The following is a 16,476-nucleotide window of genomic DNA, read 5'->3' as shown; positions in this document are numbered from 1 at the left end:
CCAGTTCGGTCAGGCGTTTTTCGATGTTCAGGTGGACGTCTTCGAGGTCCAGCAGCCATTCGAATTTGCCGGCGGCGATTTCAGCCTGGATCTGGCTCATGCCTTTCTGGATGGCCGCATGGTCGTCGGCGCTGATGATTTTTTGATATGCCAGCATCTCGGCATGGGCCAGCGAACCCTGGATATCGACTGCGGCCAGGCGCTTGTCGAAAAATACCGAGGCGGTGTAGCGTTTGACCAGGTCGGAGACCGGTTCGGAAAAACGAGCCGACCAGGCTTCGCCTTTTTTGGAGAGTTGTGCTGTCATAATTATGTAGTGAGCCGGGGATTGAATCGTGCGTTGGGATAGCAATGAATTATGCGATTATAAATCACCGCTCCTGAAAACCTGTTTTTATGGTTGAATCTCGGCGCGCAGATGCATGCCGCAGGCATTTTCCAGTCTCAGGGAAAACCTTAAACAAAGTTAATTGCTGTTCCAACAACTCATTTCCCTTCATGCCCAACGACCAGACAGCGGACAACGCACAAGCGCAACAGCCGAATACCGCCGTGATTCCCGATGGCTGCAACCTGGGCGTGGTGTTTCGTGCGCTGATTGCCGTCAATCTGGCTGTCATGGCGGCGCTGCTGCTGCACAGCGATAGCGTGACGGCTGCGCTCAACAGCTTTGTCGAGTCGGCCATGCTGATCGAACCCGCTTGTTTCCTGTCATTGTCGATCTTGTGCGGTGGGCATCGGCTTGCCTCTCGCTTTCCTTTGCGCTTTCCTTTGTTTGTGCAGCGTTTGTCATGCTGGCTGGTGCCGGCGCTGGTGACGATTGCGGTAATCAGGCTGTTGTCCGGCTTCGACTGGTTTCTCAGCGGCTTTTCTCATCTGAGCGCAGCCGGCGGCACACCGCTTGCGGCATGTGTGGCGGCGCTGTTCGGCGGCGCGCTGCAACACTATTTCGAGTTGCGCGCCAAAGCATTTTCTCCGGTGCTGGTGGAAGCCAGGTTGCAAGCCTTGCAGGCACGGATCCGGCCGCACTTTCTGTTCAACAGCCTGAATGCGGTGCTGTCGCTGATCCGGACCGAGCCGCGCCGGGCCGAGGCGGCGCTGGAAGATCTGGCGGATCTGATCCGGGTCCTGATGCGCGACGGCCGCGCCATGACCACCTTGGAAAAGGAAATCCGCCTGTGCCGGCAATACCTGTCGATAGAAAAAATACGTCTTGGCGAGCGCCTGAAAGTGCAATGGGAGCGCGCAGGCATCAGCGATGAAGTGATTTTCCGGGCGCAGATTCCGACCTTGCTGTTGCAGCCCTTGATAGAAAACGCCGTCCACTATGGCGTCGAACCGAGCACAGAACCGGCCTTGATACGGATCCAGTTAAGCCATTCGCTGGAACGGATTGAAATCATCATCACCAATCCCTACAATCCATACAGCGGCAAAGGCGTCGCCGCGCTGCCGGAAGGGAATCAGATGGCGCTGGAGAATATTCGCGAACGGCTGTCGTTGCTGTACGATGTCGAAGCGCAATTGACCACCACCACCAAGCTCGGGCAGTTTGAAGTGCGCGCCAGTTTTCCGTATGTCAAAGCGGCCCTGGTCAAGCAGCAAAGCAGCAGATGAAAATAACTAAGAACCAACTAAAAAATAGATAACGCCGATACCTCTCTAATTCCATGATACCCCGCATATTTATCGTCGATGATGAAGCGCCGGCGCGCGCCAGGTTGAGCACGCTGCTATCCGACATCGTGGCCGACTGTCCGCATTACCTGGTGGGCGAAGCCGGCCATGCGCAGACCGCGCTGGAAGGCATACGGGCGACCGCACCGGACCTGGTTTTGCTGGATGTGCAAATGCCCGGCATGAGCGGTTTGCAACTGGCCGAGCAATTGATACGCAACGCCGGTAGTAGCGAGCCGCCGCTGATTATTTTCGTGACCGCCTATGACGATTACGCCTTGAGCGCATTCGATGTGCAGGCTTTCGACTACCTGGTCAAGCCGGTGCGCGCAACGCGATTGGCGCAAGCCATCACGCGCGCCAGCCGCATGCGGCAACATGCGCAAGCGACGGCGATGGCCGCGCCGGCGGCCGCCGCAGGCTTGCCGCGCCAGCATTTTGCAGTGCAGGAGCGTGGCCGCATGTCGCTGGTGCCGATGGCGGAAGTACTGTACCTGAAAGCCGAACTGAAATACGTCACGCTGCGCACCAAGAGCAAGGAATACCTGATCGAGGATTCGCTGGTGTCGATCGAAGAAGAGCTGGCGGCGCACTTTGTACGCGTGCATCGCAATGCGCTGGTGGCGCGTAACGCCATCAGTGGCGTGGAGCGCGTCATGCACGTCACGGATAGCGACAGCGACGGCGAGAAGCCGCAGGAAATCTGGCAGGTCATCTTGCGCGACATCGATCACCGCCTGCCTATTTCGCGGCGCCAGTTGGCGGAGATCAAGGCGCTGGTGCGCTGAACTTTCGCTATCTACACCAGAAAATTCAACGCGTGGGGATTGCCCGCGGCATATTGCGGAAACAGCTTTTGCATGGCCGGGTCGCCGATCCGCATATGCTTTTCCGCCAGCGTCGCCAGCACTGCGCGGAAGTCGGTGGTAATCGCCAGGTCGCGGCCCTCGTTGAGCGACTTGTCGTCGATGCCTGGCCATTGACCGTAGATGCTGCGGCCGCGGACGTTGCCGCCTAACAGCCACATGGCGTTGCCGTGGCCGTGATCGGTGCCGCCGTTACCGTTTTCGCGGAAGGTGCGGCCGAATTCCGACATGACCACGATCACCGTATCGTTAAAGGCCGGCCCGAGTTCGCGCGCCAGTGTGGTCAGGCCGTCGGCCAGCGGTCGCAGGCGATTGGCCAGCTGGCCGTTGCCGTTGCCCTGGTTGGCATGGGTATCCCAGCCGCCGACGGCGATAAAACCGAGCCGGATGTCCGGATTGCTGCGCATCAAACGGCCCAGGCGAGCGGTATCTATCGATAAGCCGTTTGGCAGCGGCGCACCGTTGTTGGCCGCCTTTTGCTCGCTGCTGCTGGCGTCGGCCATCAATTCCTTGCGTGCCGAAATGCCGTCGCGATAGGTTTTGCCAAGGGCTGCATCTTGCTCATAGAGCATGGCATAAGCCTGGTTGACTTCAGGGCGGTCGATCAGGGTTGGCCGGGTTGCATCGCGACCGGTCGGCATGTTGGCTACCACCGCTTTGCCGGTCAGGATGCGCGGCACCGATTCGCCCAGGGTCAGGGCCTGCATCGGCGAAGCTGACGGTGGCATGACGCCCAGCATCCGATTCATCCAGCCGTCACGTGTGTTGTGTTGGCCCGGAGTGCCGGTTTCCATGTAATCCTGGGCTTCAAAATGCGAACGCGACATGTCGGGTGAGCCGGAGGCGTGAATGAAGGCCAGCTGGCCGCCATCCCAATATGGCTGCAGTGCCTGCAATGCCGGATGGAGGCCGAAATAGCCGGTCAGGTCGATTGCACCGTTTTGCGTTCCCGGACGCGACACGGCAATCCCCGGCCGCGCCTTGTAGTAGTTGTGATCGCCATGCGGCACCACCACGTTCAAGCCATCTACCGCACCACGCAGGAACACGACGATCATGCGCGGCGTGCCGTCGCCTGCGGCATGGGCGCGCTGCAACGGGTTGCCGTACGACAGCGGGCTGTCGCTGAAGACGGCTGTGGCGATCGGAGCAGCTTTGATCTTCGCTTGCGGTTTGATGGCAGGAGCCACTACGCAGCCGGACAAGCCGACCGGAATCAGGATTGCGCCGGTGGTGCTCAAGCCGAGATGGCGGATGAAATCACGACGGTTCATAACAGGGCTCCAATGGGCTATCTTTTCATGAAATCCGGGCTGCCAAGTATCAGGCCGACCTGCAGGTTGGCCGGTGCAGCACCGATGGCGCCGAGGCTGTACGGCGTCAATGTCGGGCTCAGGGCTTGTATCAATTGCTGTGGATCGACGGGGACGGGGTCCGGTGCGGCGCCAGCCGGAGCCGGCGTTTCGCTGCGGGCTATCGGCGATTTGCCATTGCTCAGGCTGTTGACGAAATTGATGCGGCGTAGCAGGGCATCCGGATTGAGCCAGGCTTCTTCGGAAAATTTATAGCCTTCCGGGGTCAGCCAGCCATATAGGGGTTGGCCGAGCTGATTCAGCACGCCGTCTATCGGTTTGACGTTGCGCACCGGTGTTGCGGTTGCGCGCAGCGACGACACCACGTATTGATACGGCGTCTTGAACTGGGTCTGGTAATTGCTGCGGGCCCAGAATTCGGGGCTGTCGAACAAGGTATGGAGTACCGCCTTGATGTCGCCGTTGCTGCTCAGGAAACGGCGCGCCAGTTTCTCGCTCAGCGCCGGTTCAGGTTTGTCGGAAACAAAATACTGGACCAGTTTGGCGGCCACGAAGTGCGCGGTGGCGGGATGACGCGCCAGCATATCGAGCGCCTGCTCGCCTTCCTGATAGCCGCTGCCTTTGATGGTCTGGCCGAGGAATGCCTTATCGCCGAAATCATGGCGGCGCGGGTTGAAGACGAATCCCGGCTGGCCGTCTTTCATGCCCTTTTCATCGATGGTCCAGCCGGTCAGGATGCGCGCCAGGGAAATCACGTCGGCCTGGGTATAGCCGCTGTCGACCCCCATGGTATGCAGCTCCAGCAATTCACGGCCGTAATTTTCGTTGAGCCCTTTGAAACGGCCCTTTGCTTCCGGCGTATTGACGCCGCTGCTCAGCCAATTGTCAAGGTAATACAACATCGCCGGATGATGCGCAACCGCGCCCAGCAACTGGCGGAAGTTGCCGAGTGCATTGGGCCGCAATACGTCTTTTTCGTACTCGCCGTCCCAGTAGCGCACCCATTCCTTGCCTTCGAAGACGTTGAAATGATTGAACCAGAACTCGGTCATCACTTCCTGTAACTGACGCGGGCTTTCGGTGGCTTGCCAGAGCCGGGCAAAATGTACCTGAGGCGTGATTTCCTTGTTGGCGCGCTGGCGCGCCATGTTCTTTTCTTCGGGAGTGGCGGTATTGGGCGGGAAGGAGGGCGGGCCGTACTGTTGGTAAAGCTGGGGCGGCGTCAGTTGATAAATTGACAAGGCTGACAGTTTATCCGCCAGGTCGGCGGGCATTGGCACGCTGTCGGGATTCAATTGCTGCTCGATATAGCGCTTGATGCCGATGTGCCTGACTGCATCGACATCGCCGGGTCGTGGGCCGTAGGCCAGCCGGTTCAGGACATGCAGCGCTTTTTCCGATTCGTTCAGCGGCGGCTGGACACTTTGCGCATTGGCATCGGCTGTCGCCAGGCTGCCCAGCAGCAAAGCGATCGATAGCAAACCAGGCTTTCTTATAGTCGACATGTTCCACCTTATGCAATTTTTGGCTTACACCGCCAATTAACGTTTGGTCAGCGGTCTGCGCATACAAGGGTGGTGTAACAGATTGTAATGCGGCAATATCGGCAGACTGGGAAGCTGCTCGGAGAGTCAGATTACCTTGCCTGGATTCATCAGGTTCAATGGATCGAGCGCCTGCTTGATGCTTTTCATCAGCGCAATTTCCACCGGAGATTTATAGCGCAGGATCTCTTCGCGCTTGAGGGCGCCCAGTCCGTGTTCGGCCGAGATCGAGCCGTTCATGCGGTCGACGCTGTCGTGCACCAGGCGATTGATGTCGGCTTGCCGTTCAATGAATTGTTCGGCGCAGGAGGCGACGGGCGGCGACACATTGTAGTGCAGGTTGCCGTCTCCCAGATGGCCGAAGGTGACGTTGCGGCAACCGGGGAAATGTTCTTGCAGCAGGGCGTCGGTGACGCTGATGAATTCGGCGATGCGGGAAATCGGCAGCGCGATGTCGTGCTTGATGTTCTTGCCTTCCTTGGCTTGCGCCGAAGAGATGCTTTCGCGCAGTTGCCACAGCGCGCGTGACTGAGCGGTGGAAGTGGCGAGCACGGCATCCTGGCAAATATTTTGTTCTAGTGCATCGCCAATGACTGCTTCCAGTAGCGTACTTGCATGGGGGGCAGCTTCGCTATCGGATAATTCCAGCAGTACATAGTGCGGGTGGCGCTCGGCAAACGGAAATGGCAATTGCGGGAAATGCCTGGCCACCAGTTGCAGGCACAGGTCCGACATCAGCTCAAAGCCGGTCAGCAAGGCGCCGCAGCGGTCTTGCGCCAGGTTCAGCAGGTGCAGGGCGGCGGCCGGCGTCTGGACTGCCGCCAGCGCGGTTAATTGGACTTTGGGCTGCGGGAATATCTTCAGCACGGCTGCAGTGATGATGCCTAGCGTGCCTTCGGCGCCGATGAACAGGTCGCGCAGGTCGTAACCGGTGTTGTCTTTGCGTAGTCCGCGTAGCCCGTGCAGGATTTCGCCTTGCGCGGTGACGACTTCCAGTCCCAGGCAGAGTTCGCGGGTGTTGCCGTAGCGGAGTACGGCGGTGCCGCCGGCATTGGTCGAGAGGTTGCCGCCTATGGTGCAACTGCCTTCGGCCGCCAGCGACAGGGGGAGCAGGCGTTGTTCTGCGGCGGCGGCTTCCTGGATGTGTTGCAGGACGCAGCCGGCTTCGACGGTGATGGTGTGGTTGAGCGGGTCGACGGCGCGAATCTTGTTGAGGCGTTTGAGCGACAGTACGATCGCTTGTCCGCTTTGGTCCGGGACGCTGCCTAGCACCAGGCCGGTGTTGCCGCCTTGGGGGACGATGGGGATCTGGAATTCGACACAGAGTTTTACTACTGCTGCGACTTCGGCAGTGTCGGCGGGTTTGATCACGGCCAGCGCCGTGCCGGTGTAACGCTGACGCTGGTCGGTCAGATATGCAGCCTTGTCGGCTTCATCCGTGAGAACGTGTGCAGCGCCGACAGCGCTACGGCAAGCATCCAGAAATTCGGTGTTTTTCATGTCGTAATTTCGGCGAAGGAGTTAAATGGGGTCAGAGTTTTTTTTCGCGCCCTTTGCGAAAATTACTCTGACCCCATTTAACGGGCCACGGAGTACGTACGCGGGCATTCGACGCGAATTCTCGTTATCCAATACGTTCGCTACCCCGTGGATACACGCCGGGGCAAGCGCAACCCCGGTATTTTGTACTATTGCGAGGCCTTCTTGATCGCTTGTTTGGCTACTTCCTTTGCGGCCTTCTTGTAAGGCCGCAGGTAAAGAATAGTACACAGGAAAAAAATGCTGCTAAGGGCTACTTCCACCCAGCCGAGCCTGCTGGACAGGAGATTGCTGTCGCTGGTGGCGCGTACTATGCCTTCGGTGAAATAGATCAGGATCAGCATCGAGGCCCATTGCATGGTGTAGACGTCGCGTTTTAATACGCCGCGCAGCGGAAATAGCAGCGGCAGTACTTTCAATACCATCCAGGAGCCGCCGGGACGTAGCGGCGCCAGTGCCAGTTCCCAGGCCAGGCCGAGTGCGATCAGGGCCAGCAGGCTGCCGACTGCGCCGAAATAGAAGAAGCGTGGCTGCCGCGCTGCATGTGGCAGGGGGTGGGTCGATATGCCGGGTTTCAGTTTGGTGGTCATCATGCCCTCGCTGTGTTGCGCTTGGGATTCAACTTCAAGGTGGTTTCTGCCAGGCGCCGTCCTTGGGCGATCGCCAGTATGCGGCTCTCGGCAGAGATCGGATGCGTGCCGTTCATGCCAGACCAATGGCTGGCGCCATACGGCGTGCCGCCGCTGGCGGTTGTCATCAACTCTGGCAGCGTGTAGGGGAGGCCCATCACCAGCATGCCATGGTGCAATAAGGGCGTCATCATCGAGATCAGCGTCGATTCCTGGCCGCCGTGCAAACTGCCGGTGGACGTAAACACGCAAGCCGGTTTGCCGGCCAGGGTGCCGGCCAGCCAGTCGGTGCTGGTGCCGTCCCAGAAATACTTCATGGCGGAGGCCATATTGCCGAAGCGGGTTGGCGACCCCAGCGCCAGGCCCTGGCACTCGTGCAGATCCGCCAGTTCGACATAGGGCGCACCCTCAGACGGGATATCGGGGGCGCTGGCTTCGGTCACGGTCGACACCGCCGGCACCGTGCGCAGGCGTGCTTCGCAGCCGGCCACGGCGTCTATTCCCTGGCCGATCAATTCGGCCAGTTTACGGGTCGAACCATGGCGGGAGTAGTACAAAACCAGAATCGGTGTATTAACGTTAATATTGGATGAGCTCATTTTGGTATTATAGGGCGCTTTAGCGTCGGTTCACGCTGCAAATGCGCAGGCTCCGCAGCAAAGATTAGGTAAAGCATGAAGTCAATAAAATTTTCCAGATTACGCGGCCTGTCGCGCTCGGAATTGCGCGATCTGTTTCGTTTCGCGGCGCGCCGCCTGGACGAGGAGCGCTTGCCGCAAGTGGCCGGCAGCCTGACCTTTACCTCGATTCTGGCGCTGGTGCCGATGCTGACCATCGCGCTGGCGATCTTCACCGTTTTCCCGTTGTTCGGCACTTTCCGCGCCTCGCTGGAACAGTATTTCGTGCATAACCTGATGCCGCGGGGGTTCTCCGATACGATTCTCAATTCACTCAATCAGTTTGCCAGTAAATCGGCCAAACTGTCGGCGGTCGGCGGCATCGCGCTGATCGTGACTTCGGTCTTGACGATGTCGACGGTCGACCACGTGTTCAACCGTATCTGGCGGGTCAAGACCCAGCGCCCTTGGATCCACCGGGTGCTGGTGTATTGGGCGATCATCACGCTGGGGCCGCTGCTGATCGGCATTTCGATCAGCGTCACTTCCAATATTTCAGCGGTGACCAATGGGCTGGTCATGAGCTGGGTCGGCAACTGGTTTTATACGCTGGTGTCGATAGCGTTGACTACCGGTGCGTTTACCCTGCTGTACGTGGCGGTGCCGAATCAACGGGTGGACTGGCGCGATGCGGTGTGGGGCGGCTTGCTGGCCGGTATCGCATTTGAAATCGCCAAGCGTCTCTTTGCCGCCTATGTGATCAAGTTTCCGACCTACACCATGGTCTACGGCGCCTTGGCGGCCTTGCCGATTTTCTTGTTGTGGATCTACATGCTATGGATGATCACGCTGGTCGGCGCCTTGCTGGTAGCGGCGTTGCCGGTAGTGAAATATGAACGCTGGTGGCATGTGCCGACTCCGGGCAGCGCTTTCGTTGATGCGATGGCGGTATTGGGCGTGCTGTACCAAGCCAGGACCGAGGGCAGTTCAGCCGCGGTAGATGCGGGCCAGATACGGCGCGCAACCCGGCTGGGTTTCGATGAGTCGCAAAGCTTGCTGCAGCAAATGCTGGAGATCGGCTGGGTCGGCTGCGTGCAGACCGAGGTGCCGGCCAGAAACCAGTGGGGGCGTAAAGTGCGTGTCAGCATCGATGGCTGGATTTTGCTGGCCAATCCGGATGGTCTGAAACTCGCAGACATCTACCGCTTGTTCGTGTGCAACCTGGTGGCGGCCAAGGTGACCCAATCGGCACTGGCATGGCAGGTTGAAGCCGCCATAGAGCAGGGCCTGGAGCAGACGCTGGCGGCGTATTTTATCGAGGGGGATTAGGGCCTGTTAACAATTAATTTGGGAGTGCGAACGCGCGGCAGGCGTTGCGTGCCTAGGCGCAGCGACGCGACGTAGCGGTGCTACGGCAAGGAGTTGCAACAACGGCATGCGACGCCTGCAGCCGTTCCCGGAGGGTTCAAACCAAAACGTGCGCTGGCCGCGTTGCATGGCTTGCTGAGGCACCAGCCCCAGCTGCGCCACGCGCCTTGCCAGCGCACGTTTTGGTTTGAACGCATCTCCCAAATTAATTGTTAACAGGCCCTAGTACATTCGCAGCTTGATGAGCGTGCCGCCGTGTCCTAATCCCGGTACCCAGAAATAGCTGACTTGCACCACGCCTTTGTAAGTCGGGCGCGTGTAGTTGATTAAAAACAAAGGCTGCTTTATGGTCATTCGATTGCCGTGATTGCCGTTTTTCGTGATGTTTAAATGTAAAGTAATCGCTATTTTAAGGTAAAAACGGTTCACATTGCTGTGAACCGTTTTTACATGGTTAATTAAAAGGAAACCTGGCCGGTCAGCATCTGCCAGTACATGACCCAATCGCCAAGGAAGGAGTAGAGCGGTTGTTTAAAGGTGGCGGGGCGGTTCTTCTCGAACACGAAATGGCCGACCCAGGCAAAACCGTAACCGCACACCAGCGCCACCGGCAACCAGTACCAGGCGCCGGTCAGTGCCAGCGCGCCCAACGCCAGCAGCGCTAGCGTCGAGCCGGCGAAATGCAGCTGGCGGCAGGTGCGGTTGCTGTGCTGGCTCAGGTAACTCGGATAGAACTCGGCAAACGTCTCGTATTTCTTTTCAAGCACGGTAGGCATGGCGTCTCCTCGAAGTTACTGTTCTTTAAGCTTAATCCCCCTGGATGGCAGGTGCAACCGCTGCGGCAGAGCGCAGCGCTGCGGTGGCAAACGTGAACAAATGATCCAGCACCGCATCCGGCTGTTCCGCCATCAATGCATGGCCGCTGGCTTCGACCTGCACTATCTTGGCATGTTTGATCGCAGCAATCAGGCCGGCCGCGGCTTTGGCGGGTGTCATGACGTCGTGTTGGCCAAGCAGGAACAGGGCAGGGCAAGTCACGGCGTGGGATGCCTGTTCGCCGTTTGCATAACTGTTGCAAGCAGCAAAGTCGGTATAGAACACGGTCGGCTTGCTGTCGGACTGGCGGGCAATGCGCTGCATCAGGCGCTGGCTGGCCCCCTGCACGTAAAACCCCGGGCCGGGAGCGGAGGGTTTGGGCGAAATGGTCGAATGCGACCAGATGTTCACCATGTCGATCGCACTTTGCTGCGCATTATTGGCGGCATCAAGCAGCGCATCGGCGACTCTCATCGGATACGCGGTGCCAACCAGCGCAATGCCGGCGATGCGCGCGGAGCTTGCAATTGCAGCACGGCCGGCGCTTTCCAGCGCGATCAGTGAACCCATGCTGTGTCCGATCAGGATCGCTTTGGTAACGCCGGCGGCATCCAGCAGCGCATTCAGCCAGTCTGACAATTCCTCGATGGTGGCCAAGGCCGGACCCTGGCTGCGTCCATGTCCCGGCAGGTCCACCGCCAGCACACTGAAGCCGTGATGGGCGAAATAGCGGGTTTGCAAGACCCAGACCGAATGGTCGTTTTGAGCGCCGTGGATAAACACCGCGGTCGGCAAAGCAGGGTTGAAGGTTTTGCCGCCGGTGTAGCAATACGTATCGTAATCTGTGCTGCGGAAGTGTGTTTTTAGCAACATCTCATTTTTCCTTGCGCTCAGCGCGCTGCGACATCTTCAGGCCGTAAGCCAGGTCTTCGATCAGATCCTCGACATTCTCCAGGCCTATCGACAGCCGCAAGGTGCCTTCGGTAATGCCGGAGGCCGCCAACTGTTCGCTCGGAACCCGGAAATGGGTGGTCGAGGCCGGATGGATGACCAGCGATTTGGCATCGCCGACATTGGCCAGGTGGGAGAATATCTTGAGCGATTCCACCATACGCCGGCCAGCCGCGCGATCGCCTTTGAGGTTGAACGAGAATACGGCGCCGCAACCTTTGGGCAGCAGCGTCTTGCTCAGCGCATGGCCGGGATGCGAAGGCAATTCAGGATAGGCGACCGACTCGACCGCCGCGTGCGCCGCCAGGAATTCGACCACCTTGCGGGTATTGGCGACGTGCTTTTCCATGCGTAAGGCCAGCGTCTCTATGCCTTGCAGGATAGCGAAGGCATTGTGCGGACTCATCACCGCGCCGAAATCGCGCAAGCCTTCGCGCCGGGCGCGCAAGGAAAACGGCGCGACTGTCGATTCCTCGGAAAACACCATGCCGTGGAAGCCGTCGTACGGCTCGCACAATTCGCTGAAGCGGCCGGTTTTTTCATACGCTTGCTGCCAGTCGAAAGTGCCGCCGTCCACCAGCAGGCCGCCGACGGCAGTGCCGTGGCCGCACAGGAACTTGGTGGCCGAGTGGAACACCAGGTCGGCGCCATGATCGAAAGGGCGCAGCAGATACGGCGTGGTAAACGTGGCGTCGACCATCAGCGGCAGATAGTGCTCGTGCGCCAGGGCGGCGATACGCGGGATATCCAGCACGTCCAGTCCCGGATTGCCGAGCGTCTCGCCGAACAGCACTTTGGTATTCGGCCGGATCGCCGCGCGCCAGGCGTCCAGGTCGCTCGGGTCGACGAAGGTGGTTTCGATGCCGAAGCGTTTCATGGTGTAGGACAGCAGGTTGTGCGAACCGCCATACAAGGCGCGCGACGCCACGATATGCGAACCGGCGCCGGCGATGGTGGCCAGGCCCAGATGCATGGCCGCTTGCCCGCTGGCGACGGCAATCCCGGCGACGCCGCCTTCGAGCGCGGCGATGCGTTCTTCCAGCACGGCGTTGGTGGGGTTGGAGATGCGCGAATACACGTGGCCGGCGCGTTCCATATTGAACAACGAGGCAGCGTGGTCGGAATCCTTGAAGACAAAGGCCGAGGTCAGGTAGATCGGCGTGGCGCGGGCGCCGGTGGCCGGATCGGGGGCGCTGCCGGCGTGCAGCGACAAGGTGTCGAAACCGGGATAATGGGGGGTGCTCATGGTGCTGGCTGTCTCCTTCTATTCTTGAAATATGAGAACTCACTCTACCCGTGCTGCGCTGCGCGGTAGATTTTTAGTCTGGCTTAGGCTACATTCTGGATACAAGCGATACGTGCAAGCATAACTCAAGCAAAGGCAGGATGGCCCCATGAAAGTTTCTGAGATCCTCAAAGTCAAAGGCAATATTCTCTACACAGTGACGCCGGAAACGCCGTTGATCGAGGCCGTCAATACCATGGCGGAAAAAGATATAGGTTCGCTGGTCGTGATGGAGTTCGGTACGCTGGTGGGGATGCTGACTTTCCGTGAAGTGATGAACGCGATTCACCAGAACGGCGGCGCGGTCGGCAGCAACACGGTGCGCAAGCACATGGACGACAGCCCGATTACCGTCACGCCCGATACGGAAGTCAACGAAGTGCGCCGCATCATGCTGGAGCGCCACGCGCGTTATGTACCGATCATGGATGCCCGCACCTTGCTGGGCGTGATGTCGTTTTATGACGTGGCCAAGGCGGTGCTGGATGCCCAGGGTTTCGAAAACAAGATGCTGAAAGCCTATATCCGCGATTGGCCGTCTAACGCCGACGAATAAGGTTTGTTATAGTTTGTCTGGAACCGTTTGCGGCAGGAAGACGCCGCAAACGGTTTTTTTGCGTAAGTTTCAAAAAAATATTAAAACAGTCATTCATTCGCCGCTGCCACGGCGCGCCCCTTCCCCTCAGTCCACCTATGTCCAATTCCAGTCAATTTGCTCTGCTGCGCCAGCGACGCTTCGCTCCCTTCTTCTGGACCCAGTTTTTTGGCGCCTTCAACGACAATGTATTCAAGACCGCCTTGCTGACGATCCTGACTTACGAAGCGTTGAGCTGGACCAGCATCGACGTCAATCTGTTGAACAATCTGATTCCAGGTTTGTTCATTTTGCCGTTTGTGGTGTTTTCGGCGACTGCCGGCCAACTCGCCGACAAGTTCGAGAAATCGCGCCTGGCGCGTTATATCAAAGTACTGGAAATTATCATCATGGCGGTCGCCGCCGTGGGCTGGCTGACGCATAATTTATGGCTGTTGATCCTGGCCGTGGTCGGCATGGGTGTCCATTCCACCATTTTCGGGCCGCTCAAGTACGCCTATCTGCCGCAGCAGCTGCGCCAGGATGAACTGGTCGGCGGCAACGGCATTATCGAGATGGGAACTTTCGTCGGCATTCTGTTGGGTGAAGTGCTGGGCGCGGTGCTGGTGGTGCACAAGCCGTGGGGTATCGAGCTGGTGGCGGGCGGCACGCTGGCGATTGCGATCGTCGGCTGGCTGTTCAGCCGCGGCATTCCGCTGACGCCGGCCGCCGAACCGGCGCTGAAGATCAATTGGAACCCGATGACCGAAACGGTGCGCAACCTGGGCTTTTCCCGCAAGAACCGGCCGGTGTTCCTGGCCATGCTGGCCAACTCATGGTTCTGGTTTTACGGCGCGATCGTGCTGGCGCAGTTTCCCTTGTATGCGAAAAATTACCTGCATGGCGACCATAGCGTTTTTGTGTTGTTGCTGACGGTATTCTCGCTCGGCGTCGGCACCGGTTCGCTGCTGTGCGAACGCTTGTCGGGCCACAAGGTGGAAATCGGGCTGGTGCCGTTTGGCGCGATCGGCCTGTCGGTGTTTGGCCTCGACCTGTTTCTTGCCAGCCTGGGCTACACCAATGCCGCGCTGGTCGACATGGCCGGTTTTGTGCAGCAGCACGGCAGCTGGCGCATCCTGTTCGATTGCGTGATGATCGGCCTGTTCGGCGGCTTGTATATCGTGCCGCTGTTCGCGGTGATCCAGACCCGTTGCGACCGCCGCCATCTGTCGCGCACGATTGCCGGCATGAATATCATGAACGCCTTGTTCATGGTGGCGGCGGCGCTGGTGGCGATGACTTTGTTGAGCTTCGGCTTCACGATTCCGCAGATTTTCCTGGTCACCGCGATTCTCAATGCCATGGTCGCCTTGTATATTTTCACGGTGGTGCCGGAATACCTGGTGCGTTTCGTGGCCTGGATCGTGATTCATACCATCCACCGGGTCCGCACCGTCAACCGCGACCGTATTCCGGACGAAGGCGCTGCGGTGCTGGTCTGCAACCACGTCAGTTACGTCGATGCGATCGTGATCATGGCGGCTAGTCCGCGGCCTATCCGTTTTGTGATGGATCACCGGATTTTCAAAATCCCGGTGCTGGCCTGGCTGTTTAAAACCGCCAAGGCGATTCCGATTGCGCCGGCCAAGGAAAATCCTGAATTGATGGAGCGCGCCTTCGCGCAAATCGCCGCTGCGCTGGAAGATGGCGACCTGGTCTGCATTTTCCCGGAAGGTAAATTGACCAGCACCGGCGAAATGAACGAATTCCGCGGCGGCATCAAGAAAATCATTGAGCGCACGCCAGTGCCTGTGATCCCGATGGCACTGAGCGGCTTGTGGGGCAGCATGTGGACCCGTAGCGCCGGCAATCCGTTCCAGCGCTCGTTCCGGCGCGGTCCGCTGTCGGCTTTGCAGCTGACGGTGGGCGAAGCGGTAGCGCCGACTCAGGCGACACCGGAATATTTACAGCAGCAGGTACAGACTTTACGCGGCGCCTGGCAGTAAAACCGGATGGGGTGGGCATGGGCGCCTCCGGACGCCTGCCGGGCGGCGCCAATTTTTAAAATATCAAAAACGCAACAACTATAAAGCGCGGCTCGCTATCAACCCGCCTGCGCTGGTAAAATCATGTCTTTCAGCCTCTTTTCTCTGGATCATCATGCCCGGCAATACCTTCGGCAGTCTGTTTAGCGTCACCAATTTCGGCGAATCACACGGCCCGGCCATCGGCTGCATAGTCGATGGCTGCCCGCCGGGACTGGAATTGTCCGAAGCCGACATCCAGCCGGATCTGGATCGCCGTAAGCCTGGTACCTCGCGCCACGTTACCCAGCGCCAGGAGCCGGACACGGTGGAAATCCTGTCCGGCGTCTATGAGGGCAAGACCACCGGCACCCCGATCATGCTGTTGATCCGCAACCAGGACCAGCGCAGCAAGGATTACGGCAATATCGTCGATACCTTCCGTCCCGGCCACGCCGACTTTACCTATTGGCAAAAATACGGCATCCGCGATCCGCGCGGCGGCGGCCGCTCCTCGGCGCGCCTGACGGCGCCCATGGTCGGCGCTGCAGCCATCGCCAAGAAGTGGCTGTTTCAGCAATACGGCACAACTTTCAAAGGCTGCATGAGCCAGTTGGGCGAAATCCCGGTCGCTTTCGAGTCTTGGGACCATGTACCCAATAACCCGTTTTTTGCCGCCAACATCAGCCAGATCGCCGAACTTGAGGCGTATATGGATGCATTGCGCAAAGATGGCGATTCCTGCGGCGCCCGTATCGATGTCGTCGCCTGCAAGGTGCCGGTTGGCCTGGGCGAGCCTTTGTACGACAAGCTGGATGCCGAGATCGGCTACGCCATGATGGGCATCAATGCGGTCAAGGGCGTGGAAATCGGCGCCGGTTTTGCCTCGGTGGCGCAAAAGGGATCGCAGCATGGCGATGAAATCACCCGCAACGGTTTCCTGAGCAATAACGCCGGCGGCATCCTGGGCGGCATTTCGAGCGGCCAGGACATCACCGTGTCGATCGCCATCAAGCCGACTTCGAGCATCCGCACGCCGCGGCAGTCGATCGACAAGCAGGGCAATCCGGCCACGGTTGAAACTTTCGGCCGTCACGATCCTTGCGTGGGGATCCGGGCGACACCGATTGCCGAGGCCATGCTGGCCCTGGTGCTGATGGACCATGCCCTGCGCCATCGCGCCCAATGCGGCGATGTGCGGGTCGCGCCGCTGGTCGACGCCAAGTAATTCCCTGGCGCCGCCACAGCCACGGTTTGGCGGCGACCGTCCTCT

15 protein-coding genes and 1 pseudogene are annotated in these 16,476 nt (G+C 59.1%); 6 read left to right on the top strand and 10 right to left on the bottom strand.

All coding sequences use genetic code 11. The features are described from left to right. Positions 1 to 307, bottom strand: a pseudogene (locus tag BLV81_RS13400) (lyase family protein); the annotation flags it as partial. 191 nt (positions 308 to 498) lie between these two features. Here BLV81_RS13400 and BLV81_RS13395 point away from each other — a divergent pair. Both BLV81_RS13395 and BLV81_RS13390 read left to right on the top strand, forming a co-directional pair. After that, positions 499 to 1,617: a sensor histidine kinase gene (locus BLV81_RS13395; RefSeq protein ID WP_092356939.1), complete on the top strand. Its 1,119-nt coding sequence runs from the start codon at positions 499 to 501 to the stop codon at positions 1,615 to 1,617. A gap of 53 nt (positions 1,618 to 1,670) precedes the next feature. After that, complete coding sequence (locus BLV81_RS13390; protein WP_092356936.1) at positions 1,671 to 2,465, top strand: LytR/AlgR family response regulator transcription factor; 795 nt, start codon at positions 1,671 to 1,673, stop codon at positions 2,463 to 2,465. Positions 2,466 to 2,476: 11 nt separating this feature from the next. Here the strand turns inward: BLV81_RS13390 and BLV81_RS13385 are convergent, their stop codons facing one another. The 5 genes from BLV81_RS13385 to wrbA form a co-directional block, all read right to left on the bottom strand. Further along, a complete protein-coding gene (locus BLV81_RS13385; protein WP_092356933.1) occupies positions 2,477 to 3,817 on the bottom strand; it encodes a DUF1501 domain-containing protein in 1,341 nt (446 codons plus the stop codon). Between the two features lie 17 nt (positions 3,818 to 3,834). Further along, entirely contained in the window at positions 3,835 to 5,361 is a 1,527-nt protein-coding gene (locus BLV81_RS13380; RefSeq protein ID WP_092356930.1) for a DUF1800 domain-containing protein, read from the bottom strand. A gap of 126 nt (positions 5,362 to 5,487) precedes the next feature. Next, positions 5,488 to 6,900 (bottom strand): FAD-binding oxidoreductase, encoded by a 1,413-nt coding sequence (locus tag BLV81_RS13375; RefSeq protein WP_092356927.1) that lies wholly within the window; start codon positions 6,898 to 6,900, stop codon positions 5,488 to 5,490. Positions 6,901 to 7,088: 188 nt separating this feature from the next. Further along, complete coding sequence (locus BLV81_RS13370) at positions 7,089 to 7,532, bottom strand: DUF2069 domain-containing protein (protein WP_255365194.1); 444 nt, start codon at positions 7,530 to 7,532, stop codon at positions 7,089 to 7,091. Continuing rightward, on the bottom strand, positions 7,529 to 8,167 hold the full coding sequence (gene wrbA / locus BLV81_RS13365) for an NAD(P)H:quinone oxidoreductase (RefSeq protein WP_092356924.1): 639 nt from the start codon (positions 8,165 to 8,167) through the stop codon (positions 7,529 to 7,531). The genes BLV81_RS13370 and wrbA overlap by 4 nt, the downstream gene beginning before the upstream one ends. A gap of 75 nt (positions 8,168 to 8,242) precedes the next feature. Between wrbA and BLV81_RS13360 the strand changes: the two genes are divergently transcribed. Further along, the gene (locus BLV81_RS13360; RefSeq protein ID WP_092356922.1) at positions 8,243 to 9,514 is read left to right on the top strand and encodes a YihY family inner membrane protein; all 1,272 of its coding nucleotides are present in this window, start codon (positions 8,243 to 8,245) and stop codon (positions 9,512 to 9,514) included. Between the two features lie 261 nt (positions 9,515 to 9,775). Here BLV81_RS13360 and BLV81_RS24230 read toward each other — a convergent pair whose 3' ends face one another. The 4 genes from BLV81_RS24230 to BLV81_RS13340 all read right to left on the bottom strand — a co-directional run bounded on the left by BLV81_RS24230 (position 9,776) and on the right by BLV81_RS13340 (position 12,566). Continuing rightward, positions 9,776 to 9,907, bottom strand: coding sequence for a hypothetical protein (locus BLV81_RS24230; protein WP_255365193.1), 132 nt, complete (start codon positions 9,905 to 9,907; stop codon positions 9,776 to 9,778). A 104-nt stretch (positions 9,908 to 10,011) separates the two neighbouring features. Beyond that, positions 10,012 to 10,329 (bottom strand): Mpo1-like protein, encoded by a 318-nt coding sequence (locus BLV81_RS13350; protein ID WP_092356916.1) that lies wholly within the window; start codon positions 10,327 to 10,329, stop codon positions 10,012 to 10,014. A gap of 31 nt (positions 10,330 to 10,360) precedes the next feature. Beyond that, positions 10,361 to 11,242 (bottom strand): alpha/beta fold hydrolase, encoded by an 882-nt coding sequence (locus BLV81_RS13345; RefSeq protein ID WP_092356913.1) that lies wholly within the window; start codon positions 11,240 to 11,242, stop codon positions 10,361 to 10,363. A 1-nt stretch (position 11,243) separates the two neighbouring features. After that, positions 11,244 to 12,566 carry an O-acetylhomoserine aminocarboxypropyltransferase gene (locus BLV81_RS13340; RefSeq protein ID WP_092356910.1) on the bottom strand — a complete coding sequence of 441 codons (1,323 nt, stop codon included), beginning with the start codon at positions 12,564 to 12,566 and terminating at the stop codon, positions 11,244 to 11,246. Positions 12,567 to 12,714: 148 nt separating this feature from the next. Here BLV81_RS13340 and BLV81_RS13335 point away from each other — a divergent pair, with 148 nt between their 5' ends. From BLV81_RS13335 to aroC, 3 genes are all read left to right on the top strand, one after another. Beyond that, on the top strand, positions 12,715 to 13,161 hold the full coding sequence (locus BLV81_RS13335) for a CBS domain-containing protein (protein ID WP_014006888.1): 447 nt from the start codon (positions 12,715 to 12,717) through the stop codon (positions 13,159 to 13,161). Between the two features lie 137 nt (positions 13,162 to 13,298). Further along, positions 13,299 to 15,185 carry an MFS transporter gene (locus BLV81_RS13330; RefSeq protein ID WP_092356907.1) on the top strand — a complete coding sequence of 629 codons (1,887 nt, stop codon included), beginning with the start codon at positions 13,299 to 13,301 and terminating at the stop codon, positions 15,183 to 15,185. 154 nt (positions 15,186 to 15,339) lie between these two features. After that, a complete protein-coding gene (gene aroC, locus BLV81_RS13325; protein ID WP_092356904.1) occupies positions 15,340 to 16,431 on the top strand; it encodes a chorismate synthase in 1,092 nt (363 codons plus the stop codon). Positions 16,432 to 16,476: the final 45 nt, after the last annotated feature.

Origin of the sequence: Collimonas sp. OK242 (genome assembly GCF_900107095.1) — a bacterium.
GTDB lineage: Bacteria > Pseudomonadota > Gammaproteobacteria > Burkholderiales > Burkholderiaceae_D > Collimonas.
The sequence above is the reverse complement of the archived record's forward strand: the minus strand, read 5'-3'. Positions and strand labels throughout refer to the sequence as shown.

What these genes read in the sequence shown, in the direction of transcription:
- BLV81_RS13375 (WP_092356927.1), bottom strand. Translation starts at nt 6,900, where the DNA reads ATGAAAAACACCGAATTTCTGGATGCTTGCCGTAGCGCTGTCGGCGCT.
- aroC (WP_092356904.1), top strand. Translation starts at nt 15,340, where the DNA reads ATGCCCGGCAATACCTTCGGCAGTCTGTTTAGCGTCACCAATTTCGGC.
- BLV81_RS13385 (WP_092356933.1), bottom strand. Translation starts at nt 3,817, where the DNA reads ATGAACCGTCGTGATTTCATCCGCCATCTCGGCTTGAGCACCACCGGC.
- BLV81_RS24230 (WP_255365193.1), bottom strand. Translation starts at nt 9,907, where the DNA reads ATGACCATAAAGCAGCCTTTGTTTTTAATCAACTACACGCGCCCGACT.
- BLV81_RS13395 (WP_092356939.1), top strand. Translation starts at nt 499, where the DNA reads ATGCCCAACGACCAGACAGCGGACAACGCACAAGCGCAACAGCCGAAT.
- BLV81_RS13360 (WP_092356922.1), top strand. Translation starts at nt 8,243, where the DNA reads ATGAAGTCAATAAAATTTTCCAGATTACGCGGCCTGTCGCGCTCGGAA.
- BLV81_RS13340 (WP_092356910.1), bottom strand. Translation starts at nt 12,566, where the DNA reads ATGAGCACCCCCCATTATCCCGGTTTCGACACCTTGTCGCTGCACGCC.
- wrbA (WP_092356924.1), bottom strand. Translation starts at nt 8,167, where the DNA reads ATGAGCTCATCCAATATTAACGTTAATACACCGATTCTGGTTTTGTAC.
- BLV81_RS13330 (WP_092356907.1), top strand. Translation starts at nt 13,299, where the DNA reads ATGTCCAATTCCAGTCAATTTGCTCTGCTGCGCCAGCGACGCTTCGCT.
- BLV81_RS13350 (WP_092356916.1), bottom strand. Translation starts at nt 10,329, where the DNA reads ATGCCTACCGTGCTTGAAAAGAAATACGAGACGTTTGCCGAGTTCTAT.
- BLV81_RS13335 (WP_014006888.1), top strand. Translation starts at nt 12,715, where the DNA reads ATGAAAGTTTCTGAGATCCTCAAAGTCAAAGGCAATATTCTCTACACA.
- BLV81_RS13380 (WP_092356930.1), bottom strand. Translation starts at nt 5,361, where the DNA reads ATGTCGACTATAAGAAAGCCTGGTTTGCTATCGATCGCTTTGCTGCTG.
- BLV81_RS13370 (WP_255365194.1), bottom strand. Translation starts at nt 7,532, where the DNA reads ATGATGACCACCAAACTGAAACCCGGCATATCGACCCACCCCCTGCCA.
- BLV81_RS13345 (WP_092356913.1), bottom strand. Translation starts at nt 11,242, where the DNA reads ATGTTGCTAAAAACACACTTCCGCAGCACAGATTACGATACGTATTGC.
- BLV81_RS13390 (WP_092356936.1), top strand. Translation starts at nt 1,671, where the DNA reads ATGATACCCCGCATATTTATCGTCGATGATGAAGCGCCGGCGCGCGCC.